Source organism: Pseudonocardia sp. WMMC193 (assembly GCF_021728735.1).
Classification (GTDB): Bacteria; Actinomycetota; Actinomycetes; order Mycobacteriales; family Pseudonocardiaceae; genus Pseudonocardia; species Pseudonocardia oroxyli.
Window position 1 is genome coordinate 4,689,548 of sequence record NZ_JAKKDO010000003.1, and the last position, 19,374, is coordinate 4,708,921.

Here is a 19,374-nt window from a genome sequence, read left to right on the forward strand (position 1 = left end):
ACTCCGTTCACCCGCCCCGTCGCTCCGCTCCTGCCGACCCCGGCCGCCGCTCACAGGGTCAGTGGCGCACCGTGGCCTTCTCCGCGCCCGCCCCGGTGAGGGACCGGACCTCCATCTCGGCGTACTTCTCGCTGTCGAACGGCTCGCGACGCCCCACGTAGGTGCCGATCGCGCCCAGCAGGAAGGACACCGGGATCGAGACGATGCCCGGGTTGGACAGCGGGAAGAACGCGAAGTCCGCGCCCGGGATCATCGCGTTCTTCGCCCCGGACACCGCGGGGGAGAACACGATCAGCAGCAGGCACACCGCGAGGCCGCCGTAGATGCTCCACAGCGCGCCGGTGGTGTTGAACCGCCGCCAGAACAGCGAGTACAGGATCGTCGGGAGGTTGGCGCTGGCCGCGACGGCGAAGGCCAGCGCGACGAGGAAGGCCACGTTCTGCCCGTTGGCCAGGATCCCGCCGCCGATCGCGACGACGCCGATGACCAGCGCCGTCGTGCGCGCCACCCGGACCTCACGGACCGGGTCCGGCCGCCCGCGGCGGATCACGTTGGCGTAGACGTCGTGCGCGAACGAGGCCGACGCCGTGATCGTCAGCCCCGCGACGACGGCCAGGATGGTGGCGAAGGCGATCGCGGAGATGATCCCGAGCAGGATCTCCCCGCCCAGCTCGAACGCCAGCAGCGGCGCCGCCGAGTTGACCCCGCCGGGCGCCGCGGCGATCGCCTCCGGCCCGACGAGCGCGGCCGCGCCGTAGCCCAGGACCAGCGTGAACAGGTAGAAGATCCCGATCAGCCAGATGGCCCAGACGACGGACTTGCGGGCCTCCTTCGCCGTCGGGACGGTGTAGAAGCGCATCAGGATGTGCGGCAGGCCCGCGGTGCCGAGCACCAGCGCCAGGCCGAGCGACAGGAAGTCCGCCTTGTTCGTGTACTGCAGCCCGGGCGCGAGCAGGGCCTCCCCCTTCGGCGAGGCGTCCACCGCGGCGCCCAGCAGAGCGGAGAAGTTCAGGCCGTACTCCCCGAGCACCCAGAAGGTCATCACGAACGCGCCCGCGATCAGCAGCGCGGCCTTGATGATCTGCACGTACGTCGTGCCCTTCATGCCGCCGACCAGCACGTAGATCACCATGACGATGCCGACGACGCCGATCACGATCGACTGCCCGAGGCGGTCGGAGTTCGGGATCTGCAGCAGCAGCGCGATCAGCCCGCCCGCGCCCGCCATCTGCGCGATCAGGTAGAAGAACGAGACCACCAGCGTGGACGTGGCCGCCGCGGCCCGTACGGGGCGCTGCCGCATCCGGAAGCTCAGGACGTCTCCCATGGTGAACCGGCCGGTGTTCCGCAGCAGCTCGGCGACCAGCAGCAACGCCACCAGCCACGCCACCAGGAAGCCGATCGAGTACAGGAAGCCGTCGTAGCCGTTGACCGCGATGGCGCCCGCGATGCCGAGGAACGACGCGGCGGACAGGTAGTCCCCCGAGATCGCGATCCCGTTCTGCGCGCCCGTGAACGAGCGGCCCGCGGCGTAGTAGTCCGACGCCGTGCGGTTGGTGCGGCTCACCCGGTAGACGACGACCAGGGTGGCCAGCACGAACGCGGCGAAGATCCCGACGTTGAGACCGACGTTGCCGACGTTCACGACTCGATCTCCTGGCGGATGGCCGCCGCGGCGGGGTCGAGCTTCCGGGCGGCGAACCGCACGTACGCCGTGGTGATCACGAAGGTCGTCACGAACTGCAGCAGGCCGATGACCAGGCCGAGGGTCACGTTGCCCGCGACCCGGATCGCCATGAACTCCGGCGCGTAGGAGGCGAGCAGGACGTAGGCCAGGTACCAGACCAGGAACAACGCGCTCATCGGGAAGACGAACCGGCGGCGGCGGCGACGCAGGTCGCCGAACTCCGGGGTCGCCTGCACGCGTTCGTACACGGTGGGTCCGTAGCGGTCGCCGACAGACATGGGGCTCCTCTCCGTGGGCTCCCCGACGCCCCTCCGACGCCGAGGACTCCCTCAGAGACGAACGAGCACGCGGCGCAACGGTTTCGTCGGGGAAGGATCAGGAGGCGTCGACGGGATCGTCGTTGCGCTCGACGCGGTCCCGGAACAGGCCCAGGCGCTCCGGGGCGTGCAGGCGCAGGAGCAGCGCGTCGGTGTTGGCCGGGCGGCTCTTCCGGGTGGCCAGGCTGACGACGATCATCGTGAGGAACGCGGCGGGCACGCTGACGATGGCGGGCCGGTGCAGCAGGACGCCCGGCAGCCCCTCCCCGGCGACGCCCGCGAGACCGACCGCCACGGCCCCCGCCGCGAGCACGCCGCCCACCAGGATCCCGGCGATCGCGCCGCGCGCGGTGAGCCCGCGCCACCAGATCCCCAGCACCAGCAGCGGGCAGAAGGTGGACGCGGCCACCGCGAACGCCAGGGCCACCGACTCGGCGAAGTCCAGCTGTGTCACGAACAGGGCGAGCACGATCGGGACCGCCCCCGCCAGCGGCGTGGCCAGCCGCAGGGCCGCGATCCGCAGGTCGGCGACGGCCCGCCCGGGCAGGACGTCCGAGGCTAGGACGCTGGCCAGGCTGAGCAGCAGCCCCGACGCCGTCGCGAGGAACGCGGCCCAGGCCCCCGCCGCGACCACCCCGCCCAGCACCGCCCCGGCCGCCCCGCTGCCGAGCACGGCGGTCGGCAGGAGCAGCACGGCGGCGTCCGTCTGGCCGGATACGAGCAGCTGCGGGGTGTAGAAGCGCGACAGCGCGCCGAGCAGCGTCACGAGCAGGAAGAACGCGCCGAGCATGGCGAGCACGATCACCGCGCTGCGCCGGGCGGCCCGGCCGTCGGGGTTGGAGTAGAAGCGGCCCAGCACGTGGGGCAGCCCCATGGTGCCGAGGAAGGTGGCGAGGATCAGCGAGTAGATCGCGACGAGCTGGTGGTCGCCGGAGCCCGCGAGCGGGCTGAGCCAGCGGTCGTCCGTCGCGGGCTTCCCGACCGGGACGGGGACGTCCGTGCCCGCCTCGAACACCAGGTCACCGCCCGGCTCGACCCGGTGCGTGGTGCCCGCGGGCCAGCGCAGGACGCTGCCGGGGTCGGCCGCCGCGCCGTCGACCGTCGCACCGTCGGGTCCCACCGTGACGACCGTGTCCGACGGGACCTCGAGCTCGACGCCCGCGGTGATCTGGACCGTCGTCAGCTCGGCGAACTGCGGCGGCGCGGGCCGGTCGAAGGTGTGCCCGCTGCCGAAGAAGAAGATCACCGCGACGATCGCGGGGATCGCGAGCGCGGTGAGCTTGAGCCAGTACTGGAAGGCCTGCACGAAGGTGACGGACCGCATCCCGCCGAACATCACGGTCAACACGACGATCAGCCCGGCCGCCAGCGCCCCGATCCAGATCGGCAGCCCGGTCACGATGTGCACGGTCAGCCCGGCGGCCTGCAGCTGCGGCAGCAGGTACAACCAGCCGATGACCAGCACGAACACGCTGCACAGCGTGCGCAGGCCGCGCGAGCGCAGCCGCAGCTCGGCGAAGTCCGGCACGGTGAACGCGCCGGAACGCCGCAGCGGGGCGGCCACGAACAGCAGCAGCGCGAGGTAGCCCGCGGTGTAGCCGACCGGGAACCACAGCCCGTCCACGCCCTCGCGCAGCACCAGCCCGGCGACCCCGAGGAACGAGGCGGCCGACAGGTACTCGCCGGAGATCGCGCCCGCGTTCGCCAGCGGGCCGACGTTGCGGGAGGCGACCAGGAAGTCCGACGTGCGGCGGGCCCGGTGGCCCATGGTCCCGATGACGGTGGACGCGACGGCCACCAGCAGGATCGCGGTCAGCGCCGCGACGGCCGTGGCGCTCATCGCTCTCGCCCGCTCGAGTCCAGCCGTTCGCGGGAGAGCCCGAGGCGCTCGGGGGCGTGGAGCTGCAGCAGGGTGCGGTCGACGTCCGCCGGGACGGTGGCCTTGGTCAGCCTGCTGACGACGATCATCGTCAGGAACGCGGCGGGCACCGCCACGGCGGCGGGCCGCAGCAGCAGCACGCCGAACGCGCCCTCGGGCACGCTCCCGACCAGCGTGGACGCCACGCCGACGCAGGACAGCAGCGCGCCCACCAGCAGCCCGGCCACCGCGCCCGTCGGGGTCAACCCGCGCCACCACACGCCCAGCACGAGCAGCGGGCAGAACGTCGCGGCCGCCACCGCGAACACCAGCGGCACGGTCAGGGCGAAGTCCATCCGGCCGACCAGCAGGGCGGGCGCCACGGGCACGATCGCCGACAGCACGGCGGCGATGCGGAAGTCGCGGAGCCGTCCGGAGAGCACGTCGGTGAACAGTACGCCGGCGAGGCTCACCACGAGGCCCGACGACGTGGAGAGGAACGCCGCCGCGGCCCCGGCGGACACCAGTCCGCCGAGCAGCCAGCCCGCCCAGCCGTCGCCGAGGACCGCGGTCGGGACGAGCAGCACCGCGCCGTCCGTGCGCCCGTCGACCAGCAGCTCGGGGGTGAACGCCCGCGACAGCAGCCCCAGCAGCGAGACCAGCGCGAACACCGCGCCGATCATCGCCAGCACGACGACGGTGGTGCGGCGGGCCGCGCGCCCGTCGGGGTTGGTGTAGAAGCGGACGAGCACGTGCGGCAGCCCCATGGTGCCCGCGATGCCGGCGATCATGATCGAGTAGATCTCCAGCAGCGTGGCACCACCGGGGTGTGGTTCGAGCCACTCGCGGTCGGTCGGCGGGGTGCCCGCCGGGACGGGCACGCCCGAGCCCGCGGCGAAGCGCAGCTCGGTGCCCGCCTGGACGTCGTGCACGCCGGGGGCCCAGACGAGCGGGCCGTCGACCGCGGCGCCGTCGACCGTGCCGCGGGCCTGCAGTGCCGTGTCGGCGGCGACCTCCAGGCGCACGGGGGTCTCGACGGAGACGGTGGTCTCCTCCGCGAAGACCGGCGCGGTCGGGCGGTCGAGCTCGCGGTCCGAGCCCAGGAACAGGGCCAGCGCGATCAGTGCGGGGACGGTGAGCGCGGTGAGCTTGAGCCAGTACTGGAAGGCCTGGACGAACGTGATGGACCGCATGCCGCCGCCGACGACGGACAGGATCACGAGCACCCCCGCGCCGACGACACCGACCCAGCCGGGCAGCGTCGTCAAGGTGGTGAGGGCCAGGCCCGCGCCCTGCAGCTGCGGGAGCAGGTAGAGCCACCCGATCAGCAGGACGAGCCCGGTGCAGAGCCTGCGCAGGCCGCGGGCGTGCAGGCGGGCCTCCGCGAAGTCCGGGATCGTGTAGGCGCCCGAGCGCCGCAGCGGCGCCGCGACCAGCAACAACAGCGCGAGGTAGCCGGCGCAGAAGGCGATCGGGTACCAGAGCCCGTCCACGCCCTCGCGCAGCACGATGCCGGCGACCCCGAGGAACGTCGCGGCGGACAGGTACTCACCGGAGATCGCGGCGGCGTTGGGGACGGCGCCGACCGTGCGGGAGGCGACGAGGAAGTCCGAGGTGCTGCGCGCGACCCGCACCCCGAGGGTCCCGATGACGACCGAGGCGATGCCGACGAGGCCGATCGCGACCAGCGCGATCAGGGAGGGCGTGTCCATGCCTGGGCCCGACTAGTCCTGGACGTGGTCGGCGAAGTTCTGTTCGACGCGTTCGGCGGCCCGGGTGTGCCACCAGCCCAGGCCGAGCAGGAATGGGTACACGAGCACGCCGAGCAGCAGCCACGGCAGGCGCAGGCCCAGCACCTCCAGGCGGCCCAGCTCCGGGTAGTAGGCGAACAGGATCGGGAGCGCGCCGAGCACGAGCAGCGCGACCAGGCCGACCCGCAGCGCCACGCCCAGCTGCCCGCGGATCAGGTTGGCGCGCAGCAGCTCGCCGACGGGCGTGCCCTCCTGCACGTCGACCACCGTGCGCACGGTGCGGGCGACGCCCTTGCGTTCGGAGAGGACCACGCGCACGCGCTTGGGGACGTCCGGGTCGTCGTCGGCGGCCACCCGGGCGTCGAAGCGCGCGCCGACCGGTCTGCTCGGCGGCAGGACCTCCGGCACGGCGGTCGCCGCGGCGGCCGGTGGCGCCTCGTCCCGCGACGGGTCGGCGTACGGCGCCATCCCGCCGACGTCCGTCGCCTCGAGGTCCGCGCGGTCCAGCGGGGTCGCCCCGGGCCAGGAGTGCGGGCCGGGGACGCCGGTCGGCGTGGTCGACACCGAGGCGGACGCCGAGTTCGGCCCGGCGGGCTCGCGGGCGACGAGCGGGCCGGCGAGGGTGGCCGGGGCGGGGGCGCGCCTGCCCGCACGGTCCATCGGGTTGCCCGCCTGGCGCATCCCGCCGGGTCCGGGCGGCGGGGTGACCTCTCGCGGGTCCGCGTACCCCTCGGGCGGGGGGAGCCGCAGCGGGACGCTGGCGGGGCCGAGGACGCGTTCGAAGGGGGCCTGGTCGTCCTCGCCGTCGTCGAGCTCGAGGTCGTCCTCGTCGTCGTAGTCCGCGTAGGCGAGGTAGTCCGGCTGCGGCCCGGGATCGGGCCGGGTCGACGCCGCGGGGTCGGCGGGCGCGTGCGACGAGCCGGGGAGCGGGCCGGACGTCGGCCGGGCCGCGGCACCGTCGCCGGGCTGGACACCGGTGGGCACGGGACCGTTGGGCGCCGCTCCGGTGGGCACGGCGCCGTTCGGCACAGCACCGTTCGGCACCGCGTACGGCGGTCCGGCGGGCCGGGGTGCGGGCGGGGCGGGCGGGGCGGGCGGGGCGTAGGACTCGGGTGCGCTCGGTGCCGGGCCCGCGTAGGCCTGGTAGCTGGGGGGCGGCGCGCCGCCCTGACCCTGCCCCTGACCGGCGCTGCCCTGCCCCTGACCGGCGCCGTTCTGCCACTGGGCCTGACCGCGGGGACCCGGGGCGGGCGGCGTCTGCGGTCCCCGGGACCCGGTGCGCAGCCGGGCGGCGAGGGCGTCGACGCCGAACTTCTCGGTGTCCGCGTCGTCTCGTGCGTGTCGCCCGCGCGCGGGGTGCGCGGCGCGGGCCTCCATGCGCCGCCGCAGCTCCTCCTGGAGCCACAGCGGTCCGGAGTCCTCCGGGCCGGTGCCCGACCCGGCTCGCGGGTCCCCGCCCTCCCGCGCACGCCGCCGGCGCGGGCCGCCCGGTGCGGGGCGGTCCGCGTCCGCGTCGTCGCCCACCCGACCGTCCCCCGGGTCGGCGGGTGGTGGCGAACCGTCGAGCGAGGTGCTCACCCGCGGGTCGCTCGAGGAGTCATCGCTGGCTCCACGCCTGCTTCGTCGCGCGGACCAGGCGGTCCTTCAGCTCCCGGGTGTGGCGCCGGGAGACCGGCAGCTCGGCGGTGTCCGGGCCGGACCCGACCCGCACGACGTAGCCCGACCCGGCCAGCCGCAGCTCGGTGACCAGCGGCAACGCCACCAGGAACGAGCGGTGGATGCGCACGAACCCGGCGTCTCGCCAGCGGTCCTCGAGCACCGACAGGGGGATGCGGACGAGGTGGCTGCCGTCCGTGGTGTGCAGGCGGGCGTAGTCGCCCTGGGCCTCCACGTACCGGACCGCGGACCGGGGCACCAGCTTGGTGGTTCCCGCCAGCTCGACGGGGATGACCTCGTCCTCGTCCCGCTCCGGCGCCGCCGCCTCGACGGGGGCGGCCGTGGCGCGGTTCGCGATGATCCGGTCCAGCGCGGCGGCCAGGCGCTCGGTGCGCAGCGGCTTGAGCAGGTAGTCCTTGGCGCCGACCTCGTACGCGTCGACCGCGCGGTCGTCGTGCGCGGTGACGAAGACGACCTCCGGCGGCTGCAGCATCGTGGAGAACACCCGCGCCAGCTCCAGCCCGTCCAGGCCGGGCATGCGGATGTCCAGGAACACCACGTCGATGTCCGTGCGGTCCGCCAGCCGGGCGGGCGACTGCGGCGGCGGGGGGAACTGGCCCCCGGCCGCGCGGGTCGCGGACATGGACGCGTGCGTGTGCTCGCGCGTGCTGCGGGCGCTGAGCTGTCGGAGCGCCTCGGTGGAGTCCCCGGCCATCAGGACCTCCGCGACGCGGGGGTCCTCGTTCAGCAGGAACGCCAGTTCTTCGAGGGCCGGCTGTTCGTCGTCCACAGCCAGGACGACCAGACCTCCGGAGCTGTCGGTGCTGTCCACGATCTCCTCATCCTGCGTTCCCGGGGCACGACCTCCGATCACGTCACCTCACGACGTCACCGGAGCCCGGAGTCCATGGTGACGGTGATCGGGGCCGGATGCCAGGGCATCTCATCAATCTGCGACCGATCGGCTACACCTCGAACGGGTGACGCGTTCCCGCGTCCGGCCTTTCGACCACCGCCGGCGACGCTACAGACCGTAGCGCGCCCAGCTCGCTCTGATGTCAGCCGCCTGGGTGAGCCCGAGGACGACGTCGGCCGCGGTGACCTGCGACCATCCGAGCCCGGCCGCCGCCGCGGGGGCCCCGATGCCCAGCCTCGCCAGCAGCGGCTTGCGTCCCTCGACCGTGACGAGCTTCGCCTCGGGGAAGCGCTCGGTGAGAATCGAGCGGGGGGTACCCAACCCGTCGACCAGGCCGAGGCCCAGCGCCCGCGCCCCGGACCAGACCTCGCCGGTGAACAGGTCGGTGTCGGAGGCCAGCTTGTCCCCGCGGCGCGCCTTCACCCAGTCCACGAACTGCCCGTGCAACTCGTCCTGGAAGCTGCGCAGCCACGCCACGTCCTCCTCCTTCTCCGGGAGGAAGGGGTCCAACCGCGCCTTGGAGGTGCCCGCGGTGTGCAGCCTGCGCTCGATGCCGAAGCGCTGGATGAGCCCCTCGAGCCCGAAGCCGGAGCTGACGACGCCGATGGAGCCCACCGTCGACGTCGGGTGGGCGTAGATCTCGTCCGCGGCGCAGGCCAACCAGTAGCCGCCGGAGGCGGCGACGTCCTCACAGAAGGCCAGGACCGGCAGATCGTGCTCCTCGGCAAGCCCCCGGATGCGGTCCGCGACCAGGGCGGACTGGGTGCCGGACCCGCCAGGAGAGTTGATCACCACGGCGACGGCCACGGCGTGCTCGGTGGCGAACGCCCGCTCGAGGACCTTGTCGGTGGACACCGAGTTGATCACCGCGCGGGGCACGGGTCCACCCATCTGCGGCGCGATCACCCCGGTCAGGCGCACCAACGGCACGACGTCCTGTTCGGCCTTCTCGCCCCCCAACCGCCCGGGCAGGCGGGACGACAGCCGATCAGGAATACGCAGGGCTTCCATGCCGCCACCCTACGCAAGAACGCCTGACCAGGCCGCCCGACCACCACCCGTGAGCGGCGATAGTCGCTATCACGACTATCGCCGCTCACGGGTCAGGCTCGGATGCCTGCCCGGAACTTGGGGACGCGCAGGGTGATCTTCATGCCCGCGCCGACGGCGGTGTCCACCACCAGGCCGAAGTCGTCTCCGAAGGCGCTGCGCATGCGGTCGTCGACGTTGCCGAGGCCGACGTGCGCGCCGGAGAGATGGGCGTCGTCGAGGTCCTCGGTGAGCCGGGCGGGGTCCATGCCCACCCCGTCGTCCTCGACGATGATCACGCACTCGGCGCCGGCGTTCTCCGCGGTGATGGTGATCGTGCCGCCGTTGGGCTTGCTGGCCAGGCCGTGCCGCACCGCGTTCTCCACCAGCGGCTGCAGCGCCAGGAAGGGCAGCACCACGTTCAGCACCTCGGGCGCGATCTGCAGCTTGATGTTGAGCCGGTTGCCGAAGCGGGCCTTCTCCAGCGCGATGTAGCGCTCGATGTTGGTCAGCTCGTCGGACAACGTCGTGTACTCACCCGCGGAGCGGAAGGAGTACCGGGTGAAGTCCGCGAACTCGATCAACAGGTCACGGGCCCGGACCGGGTCGGTGCGGATGAACGAGGCGATGGTGGTCAGGGCGTTGTAGACGAAGTGCGGGGAGATCTGCGCGCGCAGCGCCCGCACCTCGGCGCGGTTGAGCCGGGCCCGCGACTCGTCCAGCTCGGCGAGCTCCAGCTGCGAGGACACGTACCGCGCGACCTCCGCGGTCGCCCGCAGCAGGACCGGGCCCGCCGTGGCGTTGGTCAGCGCGGCGAGCGTGCCGATGATCGTGCCGTCGCTCTCCAGCGGCACGGCGACGATGCCGCGGATGTCGCAGTTCGGGTAGTGGCAGGCGATCGAGCCGTGCGAGAGCACCTGCTGGCGCCCGGTCGTGATGACCTGGTCGGCCAGCCCGACGACGTCCGGCTTGTGCTGGTCCGCCTCGCCGTCCCAGGCCAGGACCTCGCCGCGGGCGTCGGTCATGGTCAGGGCGCTGGTGTCCAGCAGGGTGCGCAGGTAGGGCAGTGCGTAGTTGGCCGAGTTGGGGTTCAGCCCGTCCCGCAGCGCGGGCGCGGCGAGCGCGACCGTGTGCAGCGTGGAGAACGTGGCGCGTTCCAGCGGGCTGGCGAACGTGTGCCGCCGCGACCGCCGGACCAGCAGCACGACGATCACCACGAGGAGCGCGAGGATCACGGCCGCGAGGATGAGCACCAACGGCGAGGAGAGGACCTCGGCCACCGCGCGTCACCTCACCAGTCTGGAGAGCCTCCGGTCGGCGAGGGGTTTGCCGCCGGTCTGGCAGGTCGGACAGTACTGGAACGACCGATCGGCGAAGGACACCTCCCGCACGGTGTCCCCGCACACGGGGCAGGGCAGGCCGGTGCGGGCGTGCACGCGCAGCCCCGAGCGTTTCTCGCCCTTCAGCGAGGCCGCGCCCTGCCCCACGGAGCGCTCGACGGCGTCCGTCAGCACCCCGCGCATCGCCGCGTAGAGGGCGTCGACCTTCTCCGCCGTGAGCCGCCCGGAGACGGCGTAGGGCGAGAGCTTGGCGGTGTGCAGGATCTCGTCCGAGTAGGCGTTGCCGATGCCGGCGAGCACCTTCTGGTCCACGATCAGGTTCTTGATCCGCTCGGAGCGCCCGGCGAGCAGCTCCCCGAACGCCTCCCGCGACAGGTCCAGCGCGTCCGGCCCCAGGCGGGCGATGCCCGGGACCTGCGAGACGTCCGGGACCAGGTAGACGGCGAGCCGCTTCTGCGTGCCCGCCTCGGTGAGGTCGAACCCGGGCCCGCCGACGGCGTCGAGGTGCACCCGCAGCGCGAGCGGGCCGCGCCCGCTGGGCTTCGGCGGTGTGCTCGACGCCTGCTCGTGCCAGCGCAGCCATCCCGCCCGCGAGAGGTGGGTGACCAGGTGCAGGGGGCCCGCGTCCGGCCGGTCCTCGAAGTCCACCGAGAGGAACTTCCCGAACCGCGACGCCCCGGTGACCACCCGCCCGACCAGCGCGGACACCGGCGGGTCGAAGGTCTTGAGCACGCTCATGCTCGCCACGTCGACCCGTGCGACCGGCCGGTAGAGCGCGTGGTCGCGCAGGTGCTGGGCGAGGGCCTCGACCTCGGGGAGCTCGGGCATGTCGGTCCCCCTAGTTGGTGTCCGGCTGCAGGGGGGTGTCGGCGTGGCCCGGAGTGCCGCGCTGGCGCAGCGACAGGAGCACCACGCGCATCTCCTCCTGGGCCTTGCCGATCCCGCGGACCTTGCCGACCCAGTGTTCCTGCTTGGCGTCGGTGTTGTAGTGCCCGTCCGTCTTCGCGACGATCGTCCACGGCCTGCGCAGGTACCAGCGGACGGGGAAGAAACCCAGGATGACCAGGGCGAACAGCCAGTAGAACAGCGGCACGTGCAGCCGGGACTGGGTGAGCAGCGGCCAGGCGACGATCACCACGCCGAACACGATCAGCGCGCAGACGACCATGACGACGGCTCCGCGGCCACCGTCGACGTCGTGCTCGAACTCGTCGCCGACCGCGGGCACGGACCACTCGATGTGCCGCGAGACCTCCCAGGTCCGCCCGTCGCCCGCGGTGACGGTCTTGCGCACCATGCCTCGGCCCCTCCTCGCTCGGCGGGTTCCCACTCTCCCACAGACGCGGGGTCGTCCGGATCACCCGGAACCCGTTTGCGCACCGTCCCCGCAAAGGCGCATCCTGGCCACCGATACTCATTGCGTGCTACATGCAAAGAGAAGGTAAAGGACCCTGCGTTGACTGCACCGAGTACAGCCACCGTCGCCCCGGACCGAGGCGGTGAGCTGACCCATCGACAGATCGTGACGATCCTGGTCGGACTCGCGCTCGGGATGTTCCTCGCCGCCCTCGACCAGACGGTCGTGGCGACGGCGATCCGCACCATCGCCGACGATCTCGGCGGGCTGTCCCAGCAGGCCTGGGCCACCACCGCGTTCCTCATCACCGGCACGATCACCACGCCGCTCTACGGCAAGCTCTCCGACATCTACGGCCGCAAGCCGCTGTTCCTCACCGCGATCACGATCTTCATCGTGGGCTCCGTGCTCTGCACGTTCGCCACCTCGATGTACATGCTCGCGGGCTTCCGGGCCGTACAGGGCCTCGGCGCGGGCGGCCTGTTCTCGCTGGCCCTGACGATCCTGGGCGACATCGTGCCGCCGCGCGAGCGGGCCCGCTACCAGGGCTACATCCTCGCCGTGTTCGGCACGTCGAGCGTGCTCGGCCCGGTCATCGGCGGGCTGTTCTCCGGCCAGGCCGAGATCGCGGGCATCGACGGCTGGCGCTGGATCTTCCTGGTCAACGTGCCGATCGGGCTCGTGGCCCTGTTCGTCGTGGCCCGGGTGCTGAACGTCCCGCACGTCAAGCGGCCCCACAAGATCGACTGGCCGGGCGCCCTGACGCTGGCCATCGGCCTCGTCCCGCTGCTGATCGTGGCCGAGCAGGGCCGCGAGTGGGGCTGGGACTCCGACCGGGCCATCGGCTGCTACATCATCGGCGCCATCGGGCTGATCCTGTTCTACTTCTGCGAGCGGGGCATCGGCGACGACGCGCTGATCCCGCTGCGGCTGTTCCGCAACGGCGTGTTCAGCCTGACCAGCGCGGCCGGGATCATCCTCGGCATGGGGATGTTCGGCGGCATCGCGCTGCTGCCCCAGTTCCTGCAGATCGTGCGCGGCGCGAGCCCCACCGAGTCCGGCTTCCTCATGCTGCCGCTCGTCGCCGGGATCATGGTGGCGTCGATCGTGTCCGGCCAGGTCACCTCCCGGACCGGGCGCTACAAGATCTTCCCGATCATCGGCACCGCCCTGATGGTCGGCGCGATGCTGCTGCTGCACTTCCTCGTCACCTGGGACATCCCGCTGTGGGAGCTCGACCTGCTGATGGCGATGTTCGGCCTCGGGCTGGGCTGCTGCATGCAGACCCTGGTGCTGGCCGTGCAGAACGCGGTGCCCGCGCGCGACATGGGCGTGGCCACGGCGTCGTCGACGTTCTTCCGGCAGATGGGTGGCACGCTCGGCACGGCCATCTTCCTGTCCATCCTGTTCTCCACGGTGGGCGACAAGATCACCGCCGCGTTCCAGGGCGACGCGGGCCAGGTCTTCCGGGCCGCGGCCGCCGATCCCGCGGTGCTCGCGAACCCCGCCAACGCCCAGGTCCTGCAGGGCGCGCAGTCCGGTGACCTGTCGGCCGCGTCCGGCGTGCTCAGCGACTCCGCGTTCCTGCAGCAGATCGACCCCGGGCTGGCCCGGCCGTTCCTGGTCGGCTTCACCGACTCGATGACCCTCGCCTTCCTCGTGGCGGCGATGGTGATGTTCCTGGCGTTCGTGTTCGTGCTGTTCATCAAGGAGTTGCCGTTGCGCACCATGTCCGGCGCCCAGGCCCGGCTGGCCGAGGAGGCCGCGGCGATGCCCGCCGTCGAGAGCGCGGAGGCGGCGGCCGCGGCCTCGCCGTTCGACCCCCAGGAGCCCGCCGCACCGATGCCGCCCTCGCCCACCCCGCGGTCGGCGCCGGACCCCTTCGCCGCACCCGTCGGGGCCGCCACCAACGGCACCAGCAACGGTTCCGCGACGATCCGCGGGCGCCACGCGCTCGGCGGCGGGCTGCCTGCCGCGCAGCCCGGCCCCGGCGCCGTGACCGGGGACGGCCCCGAGGTGACGGGCATCGTCCACCGCGCGGACGGCACCGGCCTCGCGGACGCCGTGGTGACCCTCACCGACCCGGCGGGCCACCAGGAGGGCCGCACGGTCACCGGGCCCGACGGCGCCTACCGGATCCCCCTGGAGCACGGCGGGACCTACCTGATCGTCGCGACCAGCGGCGCGTTCCCGCCCTACGCGTCCATGGTGGCGGTGGCGGACCGTCCCGTCCGCCACGACGTCCCGCTCGCAGGCGCCTGCGCCGTGCGCGGCACGGTGCGGGCGGGTGACGGCGCCCCGGTCTCCGAGGCGACCCTCGCCCTGATCGACGCCCGCGGAGACGTCGCGGCCACCGGACGTCCGGACGAGGCGGGCCGCTACCGCCTCGAAGGGGTGCCGGAGGGCCGGTACACGCTGACCGCGACCGGGCCCGGGTTCGCACCCGTCGCCTCGTCGGTGGAGCTGCGGACGGGGGCGACCACCGACCACGACATCGCGCTGCCGCAGCGGGCCCGGCTGACCGGGACGGTCGTCGCGGCCAGCGACGGCCGCGGCGTCCCCGAGGCCCTCGCCACCCTCATCGACGCGGACGGCGCGGTCGTGGCCTCGACCGTCACGGCGCCGGACGGCACGTTCACCTTCGAGGACCTGCCCGGCGGCACCTACACGCTCACGGCCAGCGGGTACGCGCCGGTGGCGACCGTCGTGCAGATCGGTGCGGGCGGGGTGACCGAGACCGACGTCCAGTTCCCGGCACCCGCGCAGGAGGTCGTGCAGAAATGACCGCCCACGCATTCCCTCCTGCGGAGGCGGCCTCATGACCGACGTGACCGGCAGGCTCATGACCCCCGACGGATGGCCCGTCACCGGCGGCACCCTGACCGCGGTCGACGCGACCGGCGTGCAGCAGGGGCGGACCACGAGCCGCGAGGACGGCGGGTTCGTCCTCGCGGGGCTGGCGGACGGCCCGTACACGGTGATCGCCGCGGCGGCGGGCCACGAGCCCGCGGCCCGCACCGTCGCGGCCTCCGGCGGCCGCGCGACCCTCGGGGTGCTGGAGCTCGCCCGGGTGGGCGGGGACGTGCTGCCCGCGCCCGGCACCTGGGCCATCGACCCGCACCACTCGTCCATCCGCGCCACCGCGCTGCACCTGGGGATGAGCCGCATCCACGGCAGGCTGCGGTCCTTCTCCGGGCACATCCAGGTGGCGGACCCGCTGGAGAACAGCTCGGTCGAGGTCGTCATCGACCCCAGCGCCGTCGACTCCGACGACGCCGACCGGGACACGCACCTGCGCTCCCCGGACTTCCTCGACGTGGCGGCCTACCCGGAGATCACCTTCAAGTCCGACGGCCTGACCAGGCTCGACACCCGACACTGGCGGGTCGACGGGGTGCTCACCCTCAAGGGGGTGAGCGCGCCGGTCGCGCTCGACGTGCGCTACCGCGGCACCGGCCCGGACCTCTGGGGCGGCACCAGGGCGGCCTTCGAGGCGACCACCGAGATCTCCCGGGACGACTTCACCATGGCGTGGAACCAGAGCGTCCTCGCCGGCGTCCTGGCGATCGGCCGCACGCTGCGGATCGACATCGACATCCAGGCGGTCCGCGGGTAGCGACCCCGTCCGGCCGAGATGAACCTCAGGGCGATCCGAGGGCGCCCGGAATCGCCCTGAGGTTCATCTCGGCTAGAAGAGGGTGGGAGCCAGCACGCCCTCGTGGGCCAGCAGCCACTCCTTGGTGGGCAGGCCGCCGCCGAACCCGCCGAGACCGCCCGCCGCCATGACCCGGTGGCAGGGCACGACGACCGGGATCGGGTTGGAGCCCATGATCGAGCCGACCCCCCGGGCCGCCGTGTAGCCGTGGCCCTCGTACGCCCCGCTCGCGTCCGCGAGCTCGGCGTAGGTCGTGGTGCTGCCGAACGGGACGGCCCGGAACAGGGTCTGCAGCACCGTGCGCTGGGTGCCGTGGGTGAGCCGCCAGTCCAGCGGCACGTCGAACCGCCTGCGCTCCCCGGCGAGGTACTCCGCGACCTGCTCCGCGGCGGCGCTGGGGCCCTCGACCGGCTCCAGCTCCAGCCGTGCGGCCGCGACGCCCACCCGCTCGGGATCGGCGCCCCACGTGACGAGACACAGCCCGGTCGGTGAGCTGCCGACCGTCAGCGCCCCGAGCGGGCTCGGGGCGGGGACCACGGACCAGCTCAGCCGCGTCACAGCTCGCTCGCCAGGGGCACCTCGGTCAGGGCCGCGCCGGTCATCCACTCCCGCAGGGCCTTGGTGGCCAGCACGTCGTCGGTGTTGTAGCCGATGAGCCGCTCGCGCTGCGCCGCGTCCGGCTCGGCCCCGTCCATGCCCACCGCGTCCCGGTACCAGCGCATGGAGTTCTCCCCACCCGCCTCCGGGTCCCGCCAGGTGAACCCCGCGACGGGGGCGATCTTCTTGAGCCCCTTGCCCTGGGCGCACAGGAACCACTCGTTGACCACGGCGAACAGGTCCACCCAGGTGTCCGCCGCGATGAACTCCTGCACCTGCGCGACCGGCGGCACCCCCGGCATGCCCGCGAACCGCTGCGCCGAGGACAGCAGCCAGCGGTTCTCCGCCTGCTCGTTGTAGCAGTAGGCGGCGAAGGTGCGACCGCTCGCGGCGGCGGCCGCCCGGACCCCGGACAGCCAGGTCCAGAACTCGCCGAACGAGCGCCCCTCGTCCGGGGTGGGGACCGGGTCCCAGGTGGCGAAGGCCCGGTAGCCCTCCGGCGTGTCCCCGGGGCGCATCCCGCCCGGGTAGGACAGCTGCACCCCCCACATGTAGGCGCCGGACTCGCCGAAGCTCTCCATGTCGACGTCCACCTCGACGTCCGCCCGCAGGACCGGCACCTGCGGCACCCGGCGCACCACGGCGAGCCCGCGCAGCCGGGCGCGGGCCAGCGCCACCGCGTCCGCGAAGGGCATGCCGGGCATGGGCACCGGCTCGTGGGCCGGGTCCAGCGCGGCCAGCTCGTCGACCGTGCCGACACCGATCTCCTTGAGCGCCGTGGCGGTGTCCCCGCGCACGACGAGGCTCACGTCCCGCCGCTCCTCGAGCACGGCCTCGCAGGTCGGCCACCACGGGCAACGCCGGCACTCCAGGATCCGGGAGGGCTCGGCCAGCGGCGCGGCGCCGGTGGCCGCGGCCAGCGCGACGGCCGCGCGGTCGGCGAACCGCTCGTCGTACTCGCCGAGGGTGCTGCGCTCCCCCGGCCAGTGCCCGGCCCGCAGGTCGTGCCACACCACGACGTCCGCATCCAGGCCGATCACGCCGCCCAGGCCTGCGCCCTCCGGGGCCCAGCCCGCGGACTGCAGCATGCGCAGCAGGTGTGCCAGCCGCAGCAGGTCGCGAGGCTGGGACCGGACCTTGCGCTCGGTGTCCGGCCGTGCGGCCGCGGGGAAGGGCGTGGCCAGCGGCGCGGTGAGCGCGCCGGTGCCGGGATCGGTGATCCGGTGCCGCACGACGATGACCGGCAGGTACCCGCCGGGCACCCGGACCAGCAGCTCCGCCGAGCCGCGCCGCCCCGCCCGGTCCAGCGGCAGCACGGCCCCGCCGATCAGGCCCGCACCGGCCGCGACGAGCTCCTCGGTGCGGCGCGCGCGCTCGCGGGAGGTGCCCTCCTCCGGCACGGAGTGCCAGGCCTGCGGCTGATCCGCGGCCAGCGCGGTGGCGATGCGGGCGCGGTGCTCACGCGCATCCGCCCGGCGCTGCTCGATCGCCGGGTCCGGGAGCGCGCGCGGCGAGTCGCCCGCCGCGGGGTCGTGGTCGAGGTGGACCCGGCGGCGGCAGCGGGTGGTCGCCGCGGCATCGAGCACCGGGACCCCCACCGGGGCGCCCGGGCCCGACCCGCTGATCGTCCCCCTGATCGACACCGTCACGCCTTGGAGGGTAGAGACCGACACCGACAACTCCGCGCAGGCCACGACGAGCCAGGCCGCGGTGCCTCGTCGCGGGAGGGTGGCACCGCACTCGGCGGCGGCTCGGCCACGAGCGGCTGGATCCGCCGGTTCCGGCACGACCCTTCTGCGACGGGGCACTAGTCTCGCCCCGATCACCGGAAACGGTCACGGAGCGGGAGGCACGGGACACCATGGCGCGGAGCTCGTCGGACCGAGCGAGGCGGAAGGCGGCGAAGGCGGCCGCCCGCACCGAGAAGGCCGCGGCGAAGAGCGCGGCCAAGGCACGCAAGACCGCCGAGCAGGCCGGGGACCGGGTCAGCCGGGCGGCAGGCACCGCGCTCGCCGCCGTCGAGGCCGCGACCAGCGACAAGGTCGGCCGCAAGGCGAACAAGAAGGCGCGCCGGACGGCGACCAAGGCGCAGAAGGCGCTGGCCAAGGAGGCGGGCACCGCGGCACCCAAGGACCTGACCAGCGCGCAGACCAAGCGGGTGCTCGCGGTCGGCAAGGCGGTGGCCCCGCTGTTGCTGCCCTACGGCATCGCCGCGGCCGGGGTCGCCCGCGCGTCCTGGGACACCTATCGGTCCCGGCGCCTCGGCGTCCCCGCCGACCAGCTTGGTCGCTTCACCGGCCGCGGCGGCGCGCTGCACGCCCGGTTGTCCCGGGCGGGCGAGGCGCTGACCGAGGTCGAGGCGACCGGCGACGCGGCGGGCCGCGCGTTCGCCCAGGAGACCCGGCCGCGGCTGGCGGACCTGGCGCTCGCGGTGCGCGCGGCGGAGCAGATGCCGACCCCGCGGCGGCGCACGGCGTTCCGCGCGGTCGGGAGCGAGCTGGACCGGATCGAGGACCGGCTGCTGGACCAGCTCGGGCTGCGCGGCTGAGTGGGCGGCTGAGTGGGCGGCTGAGTCGGCGGCCACCTGCGCCACTGATCGTCTCGGCCACGGGCTACGGTCTGTGGCTGTGTCGTCGGCCGATCGAGCACGGACCCGTCCCCCGTCCGGGGGCGGTCCGCACGCCCGCCCGGTCCCGCGCGGCCTCGCCCTGGTCTCGCTGACGGCGCTGCTCAGCGCGCTCGGCCACCTGGCGGGTGGCGGCACCCTGCCCGATCTGGGGCTGCTGCTCGTGCTGCTCCCCCTGCTGGCGCTGGTCGTCACCTCGCTCGCCGAGCGGATCCGGGGCCGGCTCGCCGTGCTCGGCACGCTCGGTGCGGGCCAGCTCGTCCTGCACGAGCTCCTCGTGCTGTTCGGCCACGACCACGCGGGCCCGGTCGACGCTCCCCGGATGCTCGCCATGCACGCCGTGGCCACCGTGCTGTCCGGGCTGCTGCTCGTGCACGTCGACGCCCTGCTGGCCGCGGTCGGCCACGCGCTGCGGCGGGTGGTCCCCCGCCGTCCCGGCACCCCGGTCGTCGCGCCGCGGGTGCGGACGTGGGTCACGCCCCAGGCGTCCTCGGGGCACGTCCGGCGGGCCGCGGTCGGGGCGCTCGGCCTGCGCGGTCCTCCGGTGGCGTCCGCTCCCTGACCGGATCCGGACCCACCTCACAG

The 19,374-nt window shown here is 73.9% G+C and carries 16 protein-coding genes; 4 read left to right on the forward strand and 12 right to left on the reverse strand.

Features of this window, described 5'->3' with window-relative positions; genetic code table 11:
* Nucleotides 1–58: 58 nt before the first annotated feature.
* The 10 genes from L3X23_RS24240 to L3X23_RS24285 form a co-directional block, all read right to left on the reverse strand.
* Nucleotides 59–1,645: a cation acetate symporter gene (locus L3X23_RS24240; RefSeq protein ID WP_237194794.1), complete on the reverse strand. Its 1,587-nt coding sequence runs from the start codon at nucleotides 1,643–1,645 to the stop codon at nucleotides 59–61.
* Nucleotides 1,642–1,965 (reverse strand): DUF485 domain-containing protein, encoded by a 324-nt coding sequence (locus tag L3X23_RS24245; RefSeq protein ID WP_237194795.1) that lies wholly within the window; start codon nucleotides 1,963–1,965, stop codon nucleotides 1,642–1,644. Before L3X23_RS24245 ends, L3X23_RS24240 begins: the two co-directional genes overlap by 4 nt.
* A gap of 97 nt (nucleotides 1,966–2,062) precedes the next feature.
* Nucleotides 2,063–3,844: a cation acetate symporter gene (locus L3X23_RS24250; protein WP_237194796.1), complete on the reverse strand. Its 1,782-nt coding sequence runs from the start codon at nucleotides 3,842–3,844 to the stop codon at nucleotides 2,063–2,065.
* Complete coding sequence (locus tag L3X23_RS24255) at nucleotides 3,841–5,574, reverse strand: cation acetate symporter (protein ID WP_237194797.1); 1,734 nt, start codon at nucleotides 5,572–5,574, stop codon at nucleotides 3,841–3,843. The genes L3X23_RS24250 and L3X23_RS24255 overlap by 4 nt, the downstream gene beginning before the upstream one ends.
* A 12-nt stretch (nucleotides 5,575–5,586) precedes the next feature.
* Entirely contained in the window at nucleotides 5,587–7,191 is a 1,605-nt protein-coding gene (locus L3X23_RS24260) for a hypothetical protein (RefSeq protein ID WP_237194798.1), read from the reverse strand.
* Between the two features lie 19 nt (nucleotides 7,192–7,210).
* Nucleotides 7,211–8,101 (reverse strand): LytTR family DNA-binding domain-containing protein, encoded by an 891-nt coding sequence (locus tag L3X23_RS24265; RefSeq protein WP_218129770.1) that lies wholly within the window; start codon nucleotides 8,099–8,101, stop codon nucleotides 7,211–7,213.
* A 192-nt stretch (nucleotides 8,102–8,293) separates the two neighbouring features.
* Nucleotides 8,294–9,187 carry a S49 family peptidase gene (locus tag L3X23_RS24270; RefSeq protein ID WP_237198112.1) on the reverse strand — a complete coding sequence of 298 codons (894 nt, stop codon included), beginning with the start codon at nucleotides 9,185–9,187 and terminating at the stop codon, nucleotides 8,294–8,296.
* Between the two features lie 101 nt (nucleotides 9,188–9,288).
* Complete coding sequence (locus tag L3X23_RS24275; RefSeq protein ID WP_093080927.1) at nucleotides 9,289–10,494, reverse strand: histidine kinase; 1,206 nt, start codon at nucleotides 10,492–10,494, stop codon at nucleotides 9,289–9,291.
* Between the two features lie 6 nt (nucleotides 10,495–10,500).
* A complete protein-coding gene (locus L3X23_RS24280; RefSeq protein ID WP_237194799.1) occupies nucleotides 10,501–11,382 on the reverse strand; it encodes an Fpg/Nei family DNA glycosylase in 882 nt (293 codons plus the stop codon).
* Nucleotides 11,383–11,392: 10 nt separating this feature from the next.
* Nucleotides 11,393–11,851: a hypothetical protein gene (locus L3X23_RS24285; RefSeq protein WP_237194800.1), complete on the reverse strand. Its 459-nt coding sequence runs from the start codon at nucleotides 11,849–11,851 to the stop codon at nucleotides 11,393–11,395.
* A 159-nt stretch (nucleotides 11,852–12,010) separates the two neighbouring features.
* Between L3X23_RS24285 and L3X23_RS24290 the strand changes: the two genes are divergently transcribed.
* Together L3X23_RS24290 and L3X23_RS24295 are read left to right on the forward strand one after the other, a co-directional pair.
* Nucleotides 12,011–14,695: an MFS transporter gene (locus L3X23_RS24290; protein ID WP_237194801.1), complete on the forward strand. Its 2,685-nt coding sequence runs from the start codon at nucleotides 12,011–12,013 to the stop codon at nucleotides 14,693–14,695.
* Between the two features lie 34 nt (nucleotides 14,696–14,729).
* A complete protein-coding gene (locus L3X23_RS24295; protein ID WP_237194802.1) occupies nucleotides 14,730–15,527 on the forward strand; it encodes a YceI family protein in 798 nt (265 codons plus the stop codon).
* A 72-nt stretch (nucleotides 15,528–15,599) separates the two neighbouring features.
* Here the strand turns inward: L3X23_RS24295 and L3X23_RS24300 are convergent, their stop codons facing one another.
* Nucleotides 15,600–16,124: a methylated-DNA--[protein]-cysteine S-methyltransferase gene (locus L3X23_RS24300; protein WP_237194804.1), complete on the reverse strand. Its 525-nt coding sequence runs from the start codon at nucleotides 16,122–16,124 to the stop codon at nucleotides 15,600–15,602.
* Entirely contained in the window at nucleotides 16,121–17,806 is a 1,686-nt protein-coding gene (locus L3X23_RS24305; RefSeq protein ID WP_237198113.1) for a TM0106 family RecB-like putative nuclease, read from the reverse strand. Before L3X23_RS24305 ends, L3X23_RS24300 begins: the two co-directional genes overlap by 4 nt.
* A 218-nt stretch (nucleotides 17,807–18,024) precedes the next feature.
* Between L3X23_RS24305 and L3X23_RS24310 the strand changes: the two genes are divergently transcribed.
* Nucleotides 18,025–18,711, forward strand: a complete 687-nt coding sequence (locus tag L3X23_RS24310) for a DUF6474 family protein (protein WP_237194805.1) — start codon at nucleotides 18,025–18,027, stop codon at nucleotides 18,709–18,711.
* Between the two features lie 79 nt (nucleotides 18,712–18,790).
* Nucleotides 18,791–19,351 carry a hypothetical protein gene (locus tag L3X23_RS24315; RefSeq protein WP_237194807.1) on the forward strand — a complete coding sequence of 187 codons (561 nt, stop codon included), beginning with the start codon at nucleotides 18,791–18,793 and terminating at the stop codon, nucleotides 19,349–19,351.
* Nucleotides 19,352–19,374: the final 23 nt, after the last annotated feature.